The 7,000-nt window shown below is 32.0% G+C and carries 4 protein-coding genes; 1 reads left to right on the forward strand and 3 read right to left on the reverse strand.

Features of this window, described 5'->3' with window-relative positions; genetic code table 11:
- Window positions 1–298: 298 nt before the first annotated feature.
- The 3 genes from Q0C58_RS03535 to Q0C58_RS03545 form a co-directional block, all read right to left on the reverse strand.
- Window positions 299–1,300 carry a N(4)-(beta-N-acetylglucosaminyl)-L-asparaginase gene (locus Q0C58_RS03535; RefSeq protein WP_290697588.1) on the reverse strand — a complete coding sequence of 334 codons (1,002 nt, stop codon included), beginning with the start codon at window positions 1,298–1,300 and terminating at the stop codon, window positions 299–301.
- Window positions 1,301–1,347: 47 nt separating this feature from the next.
- Entirely contained in the window at window positions 1,348–3,024 is a 1,677-nt protein-coding gene (locus tag Q0C58_RS03540; RefSeq protein WP_290697591.1) for an MFS transporter, read from the reverse strand.
- Window positions 3,025–3,101: 77 nt separating this feature from the next.
- Complete coding sequence (locus Q0C58_RS03545; RefSeq protein ID WP_290697593.1) at window positions 3,102–6,032, reverse strand: GH92 family glycosyl hydrolase; 2,931 nt, start codon at window positions 6,030–6,032, stop codon at window positions 3,102–3,104.
- A gap of 199 nt (window positions 6,033–6,231) precedes the next feature.
- On the opposite strand from Q0C58_RS03545, the gene Q0C58_RS03550 reads away from it, so the two are divergent.
- Window positions 6,232–7,000, forward strand: a 769-nt coding sequence (locus tag Q0C58_RS03550) for a metallophosphoesterase (RefSeq protein ID WP_290697596.1), incomplete at its 3' end; no start/stop codon positions are given.

A 7,000-nucleotide genomic window follows, 5' to 3' on the forward strand; every position in this document is an offset into this window, starting at 1 on the left:
TTTGGCAAGTGCATCTGCATTAGATATTTGGCCATTAACCAACCCATCTGTATCAATACCTTGAGCAATAAGTTCAGTTTCGAAATTAAGGTCTGGAATTGATACTTGAGCTATAGTTGGAAGTGTTATTAATAATAGTAGGTAGGTAATTTTTTTCATTGAGATTTTTTTAGCAAAAATACTACTAAATTTTAATTAACCTAAGTTTGTATTACGATACTACGTCAATATTTATGATTACAGTGCTTTTTTACGAATAAAAATATAAAAGTAAATAATTGTATTTGATAGTATTAAATTAAGCCTCTATTATAAACTTAGATTGAATGTTCTCGTTCTTTCCATCTTGATACTTTGTCATACTAAACCATTGGTGTATGGCATAACTTCCAGTTTCACCTAGCTTATTAACAGCAATATAACCCACTTGAAAATTTTTAAAATCGCTATTTGGTTTGTCTACAATGCGTTTAATAGCCTCTTCGCAAGCTTCCTGAGGCGTTTTACCTTGTCGCATGAGCTCTACAACTAAAAAGCTACCAACTGTTTTTACAACTTCTTCTCCTAATCCGGTTGCTACGCAACCTCCAATTTCATTATCAATAAATAATCCAGAGCCAATTATTGGGCTATCACCAACACGACCAGCCATTTTGTAGGCCAAACCGCTTGTAGTACATGCTCCAGAAATAGTACCATTTTTGTCTATTGCTAGCATTCCAATAGTATCATGATTTTCTATGTTGATAATAGGCTTGTATTTTGAAGTTGTTTTCCATTTTTTCCAAGCTTTTTTTGAAGCTTTGGTTAATAAGTTTTCTTTTTTATAGCCTAATTGATAAGCGTATTTTTCTGCACCTTTTCCAGACAACATTACATGAGGTGTGTTTTCCATAACATTTCTAGCAATAGAAACTGCATGTGTAATATTTTGAAGATGAACCACAGAACCACAATTACCATTTTTATCCATAATGCAAGCATCGAGTGTTACATTACCGTCGCGATCTGGTAAGCCACCTTTGCCAACTGATTGGTTTTTAACATCAGCTTCTTCAATTTTACAACCAGCTTCAACAGCGTCTATAGCATTGCCACCTTTTTTAAGGATTTTATAGGCTTCGGCAGTAGCATTAGGTACATTCCAAGTTGCTATTACTATTGGGAGTGATGTAACTTGTTTTGTTACACTTTTATGGTTTTCACTTTTAGTATTCTTTGTACAAGCCACTAGAGTGCTTCCTACTGCTAAACCAGCTGTAGATAGTGTTGCGTTTTTTAAGAATTTTCTTCTGTTCATTAAAAAAATTTTAAATTTTTGTTCCCATGAAAATGAAAATATAATTTTTAATATGCTATACCTTGTTTATCTAAAACAGTCTTTGTTCTAAAGGCATAAAACAGTAAGTAAACAAAACAGATTACCGCAATCCAATACGATGACTGTATATTAAAGACATCTGCTAATTTTCCTTGTAAAGGTGGAATAATAGCTCCACCAAGGATCATCATTACTAAAAAGGCAGAACCTTGAGATGTATACTTGCCTAAACCAGCTATACTTAAAGTGAAAATACATGGCCACATAATAGAACAAAATAGTCCTCCAGATAAAAAGGCAAATAGCGCAATGTTTCCAGAAGTAAATAAACCAATTAACATTGCAATTACTCCTAATAACGCAAATATTTTTAATATTTTTACTGGATTGTCTTTAGCTAAAAAGAAACCTCCAATTTGTACTGCAACACAAATACCGAAAAATAATATTTCGTTAGTAGAAAATACTTTTCCAGCAATACCATTTAATAATAAGATAACTCCAAAGGCAACGTAAGGCACAATAATTAGTAGTAGTTTTTTTAAACCTTTACTTGGACTAAAAACAGTAATAGCTCCAACCCAACGACCAATCATTAATCCTCCCCAATAAAGTGAAATAAATGGTGCAATTCCTGCATCGTTAAGTACTGGTAATCCTAACGGATTTGTATTAGTAACTTTATCTGTAACTTGTTTTAGTAACTCTCCTAAATTACTGCCTATTGTTACTTCAACACCAACATAGGTGAAGATGGCTAACATGCCTAAAACCAGTTGCGGATATTTCATTGCTCCCCATCCTTTAGCTTCTTTAGAGGCACTTGTATTAGCTATTAATATAGTTGCAATTACGGCTATAAGCGCAACGAATAATAAAATTAATCGTGTGCTTTCTAGACTTTCTGTTGTTACTGTATCTCCAGAATAAGTGCTAAAAATATACCCAAAACAAACCATGATTATTAGGGTTAAAACTATTAATAAGTTTCGTGCTTTGTTTGCAGGTTCAAAAACTGTTTCAGACTTTAAAGCTGGTAGTTTTTTAGAAAAATAAAACAGTGCAGCTGCTAATAAAAATAATACACCAACACCTAAATATAGTAATTGTACTGTGCTTAATGTGATTTCATTATTTTTAATCATTTTCACTAATTCTTCTGGACTTACAGATGAGGTTCCAAAAATAATTAAAGCAACAACTATAGGTCCTATTGTGGTGCCTAAAGAATTAATTCCACCTGCTAAATTTAAACGATGCGAACCAGTTTCTGGATCGCCAAGTGCAATAGCAAAAGGATTGGCTGTTGTTTGTTGTAAAGAGAAACCTAAACCAACTATAAATAAGGCAATTAACACAAAATAAAACACACTTGTCTGTCCTTGTAAAGCTCCTGCTGTTGCTGGATACATAATAAAAGCACCAATTGCAGAAAGTAATAGGCCATAAATAATTCCTTTTTTATAACCCCAAGAATTGATAATGTCTTTTTTAATGGAACTCGATATAATAAAAAGTGAAAGTGCACCAATAAAATAAGCGCCATAAAACGCAAATTCTACTAGTTGCGATTGAAACTGGTCGATTTCAAAATAGGTTTTACAAAAAGGAATAAAGACACTGTTTGATGCAGCTATAAATCCCCAAAAAAAGAATACTGTTACTAATGTGGTTAATGCAGATTTGTTGTTTTGGTCTTTCATTTGTTAGTTTTTTTTAAATGTAATTAAAATATCTTCTTTAATTAGTATTTTACAAAGTAGGTATGCTTTTTGTTTAATTATTTTATAATAATCTCGTCTGTAAATAACCAACTTCTACCATCGTGTTTATAGCCTAAATGCCATTTTGGAAGTTTACCTAATTTTTTGCCAACTATTTTAATATATCGTACTTCTCCAAGTTTAGAAGTTGTAACAGTTTTAATATTTACATCGTTATTTTCAATGGTGTTATTAAAAGATGTATTATAATTTTTTGTAAAAACGTTACCATCTGTAGAGGTGTAAAATGTAACTTCTGTAGGTAGAAAAATCCAACTGCGTTGGTCTTCTAAAAATGAAACCGATATATTATAAATCGTTTTTTTAGTCCCTAAATCTACAGTTGCGATTAAGTCCTTGTCAAAATAGCCTTGCCAAGTTCCTGTTCTAAAATCTTGAGTACCAGTTATTCCATCAATTAAAGCATTATCTCCTCCAGCATTGTATTGGTTTGAGTAGTTTGATTCTAATTTAATAGATAAATTAGGATCAATTTTGAAGAAATTAGTAGTGATTGTTTTACTCCTCTTTTCGTTTAATTCTGAATACACCTTTAATGCTTCAGCTTCACTAATAATGAATGGTTTTTCGTATTTTTTAAAGTTAGTACTGTTTTTAGCATAATAAATTGATGCACCTTTGGTATTACTTTGTAATTCAACTTCAGTTTTATCTTTAAAAGCTGTTTTGCCTTCAGAAATATAAGGAGGTGTAACAATTAGATGCTCTTCAATTTTAGTTACTGGCACTTCATTATCTTTTGTTCCCCAATCTGTAGCAATATCTTTCATTTTAAAATGAAGTGTTCCTCCATTTATTATATCTTGATGTTTAATAAAAGATTTATTATATGGTTTTCCATTTAAAGTAGTCGATTCTATGTAGATGTTTGACTCGCTTAAATTTTCGGTAGAAACAGTAAATGTTTTTCCGTTTTCTAAATTAAAAGTAGCTTTTTCTAATAAAGGCGTTCCAATAATATATTGGTTGCTTCCTGGTGTTACTGGATAAAAACCAATACTACTAAAAATGTACCACGCACTCATTTGTCCGCAATCCTCATTGCCAGATATACCATCTGGTGCATTGGTATAAAGTTCAGTTAAAATTTGATGTACTCTCTCTTGTGTTTTGTTTGGTTTATTTACGAAATTATATAAATAAGCCATGTGATGACTAGGTTCGTTGCCATGAGCATATTGCCCAATTAAACCAGTAATATCTACTTGATGGCGACCAGAGGTTTCATCTTTGGTAACAAATAATTTATCTAGATTAGCTTCTAATTTATTTTTTCCACCAAGTAAATTTGTGAAACCAGAAATGTCTTGAGGTACATAAAAACTGTATTGCCATGAATTAGCTTCGGTATAATTAAAGTTAACTTCGTATGGATCGAAAGGTGTAAACCAAGTGTTGCGAAAACGACCTCGCATAAATTGTGTTTTTGGATCGAAAACGTTTTTATAATATTGAGCTCTTTCTATATATTTTTTATAAATATTTTGTTTATTCATAGCTTTTGCCATTTGGGCAATCGTCCAATCATCATAAGCATACTCTAAAGTTTTAGAAACCGATTCACTTTCTTCTTCAACAGGAATAAATCCGAAATTTTTATAGCTTTTTAAGCCTAATTTATCTCGCGTGGCACTATGCAGCATGGCTTCCATAGCCTTATTTTCATCGAAACCGTTAATACCTTTTAAATAAGCATCTGCAATTACTGGAACTGCGTGATAACCAATCATGCAACCTGTATAATTGGCGCTTAAATCCCAAATTGGCATAATACCGCCTTCATCGTACTTTGCTAAAAAGGTGTTTACAAAGTCGTTAGTTTTGTCTTGTTCTATAATGGTATAAAGTGGATGCGCAGCACGATAGGTATCCCAAAGTGAGAATACTGTGTAATAATCGAAGCCTACAGATTTATGGATGTCCATATCCATACCTCGATATCTACCATCAACATCTTGATATAAATTTGGAGCTAAAGCAACATGATACATTGATGTGTAAAAATTGGTTTTGTAGTCTTTATTATTACTTTCAATAACTATTTTTTCTAGTTGCTTTTCCCAGAAATCTTGAGCCGTTTTTTTTACCTGTTTAAAAGATTGCTCTCCTATTTCTCCTTTTAAGTTTTTTCTTGCACCTTCTATATCAACAGCGCTAATGCCTACTTTTAAATAAACAGGCTCGTTATTTGGATTTTTAAATTTTAAAGCTATTTTTTGAGCGCCAGACATTCCTGTTTTTGGAGGTGATTGTAAAACATCACTAAAAGGATGCGATGTTTTAATAACAAAGTACAAACGTTGGTCTGTTGCCCAAGCTTTGGAAAAGCGATAACCAATAATTTCGGTTTCAGATATTCTATCAATTTTCGCATCTAAAACTTTATCACGATGCATTAAATCTACAATAGCAAACTGATTTTCGGCAGAAGGAAATGCATATTTATGAATACCACTACGCTTTGAAACAGTCAATTCTACATCAATATTTGTATCGTCTAAATGCACTTTGTAAAAACCAGGTTCTGCAATTTCATTGTTGTGAGAGAATTTAGATTTGTATCCTTTTTTACCATCTGCTCCATTATTAAAAATTTGCGTGTTTGTTGGCATTATTAAAATATCGCCATAATCGCTTACACCAGTTCCACTAAGGTGAGTGTGCGAAAAACCATAAATAGTATCGTCGCTGTAATGGTAGCCAGAACAGCCATCCCAACCATCTAAACGCGTATCTGGACTTAGCTGCATCATCCCAAAAGGCATGGTTGCACCAGGATACGTATGACCATGTCCACCTGTGCCAATAAACGGATTGGCATAACTAATTAGTGTGTTATCTTTTACTGCTACTTTAATTTTAGCTTTGTTTTTACAGTTGGTTAATAGAATAAATAAACTAAAAAAGAGTGTTATTTTAAGTCTCATTAAAAAAATAGATTGCTAGTTTAAAGGATCTAATATACTAAAATGAAATTCGCAAAACTGTTAAGCTTTTTTATAAAGCTATTGGTTATTCATTTTATACAAAGGCATTGCAACTTAAAGATTTAAAAATCAAAACGTTTAACAAATTAGTAAGATAAATCGGCTTTGCAATTAATATCTTTGCGCAAAAATTGACTCTATGTTGCGTTGGATTATTATTGCTTTAATTATTTTCGCTTTCGACTTTTATGCCTTTCAAACGGTTAAAACACTTACTAAAAGCTATTGGATTTATGCTATTTATTGGATAGTTAGTATTTGTGTGGTTGGTAATTTTATTTATTACTATTCTAACTTTTCTCGTGGAGAAAGCTTTACACATGGTCATGGTTATGCAGTCGCTTTTTTATTAGGGCTTTTTGCTCCAAAACTGATCCTTATACTTTTTATGTTTGGAGAAGACCTTGTGAGAATGGTGTTAAGTTTTATTAATAAAGTTGGTAAGTCTAATCCAGAAAATATTGCCTATTCTACTAGCAGACGTGGTTTTGTATCTAAAATTGCTTTAGGTATTGCTGCAATACCGTTTGCCTCTTTTATATACGGTATTTATCAAGGAAAATACAATTACAAAGTAATAAAACATGTTTTACATTTTGAAGATTTGCCAGAAGCTTTTGATGGTTACACCATTACTCAAATTAGTGATGTTCATTCAGGAAGTTTAGAGAATAAAGAGAAAATTTCTTACGGAATAGATTTAATAAACGAACAAAAGAGTGATGCTATTTTATTTACTGGTGACCTTGTAAATACTAAGGCTGAAGAAATGAACAGTTGGATTGATGTCTTTGGGAAATTAAAAGCTAAAGATGGAAAATTTGCTGTCATGGGAAACCATGATTATGGTTATTATGCCTACGGAAATGATAAGGCTTTAAATGAAGAAAATCAACGTCAGTTAGAAG

This window comes from Lacinutrix sp. (genome assembly GCF_023299985.1).
In the GTDB taxonomy this organism is placed as follows: domain Bacteria; phylum Bacteroidota; class Bacteroidia; order Flavobacteriales; family Flavobacteriaceae; genus Lacinutrix.

Excerpts from the sequence above, each read along its gene's own strand:
- Q0C58_RS03535 (WP_290697588.1), bottom strand. The coding sequence starts at position 1,300 with ATGAACAGAAGAAAATTCTTAAAAAACGCAACACTATCTACAGCTGGT.
- Q0C58_RS03540 (WP_290697591.1), bottom strand. The coding sequence starts at position 3,024 with ATGAAAGACCAAAACAACAAATCTGCATTAACCACATTAGTAACAGTA.
- Q0C58_RS03545 (WP_290697593.1), bottom strand. The coding sequence starts at position 6,032 with ATGAGACTTAAAATAACACTCTTTTTTAGTTTATTTATTCTATTAACC.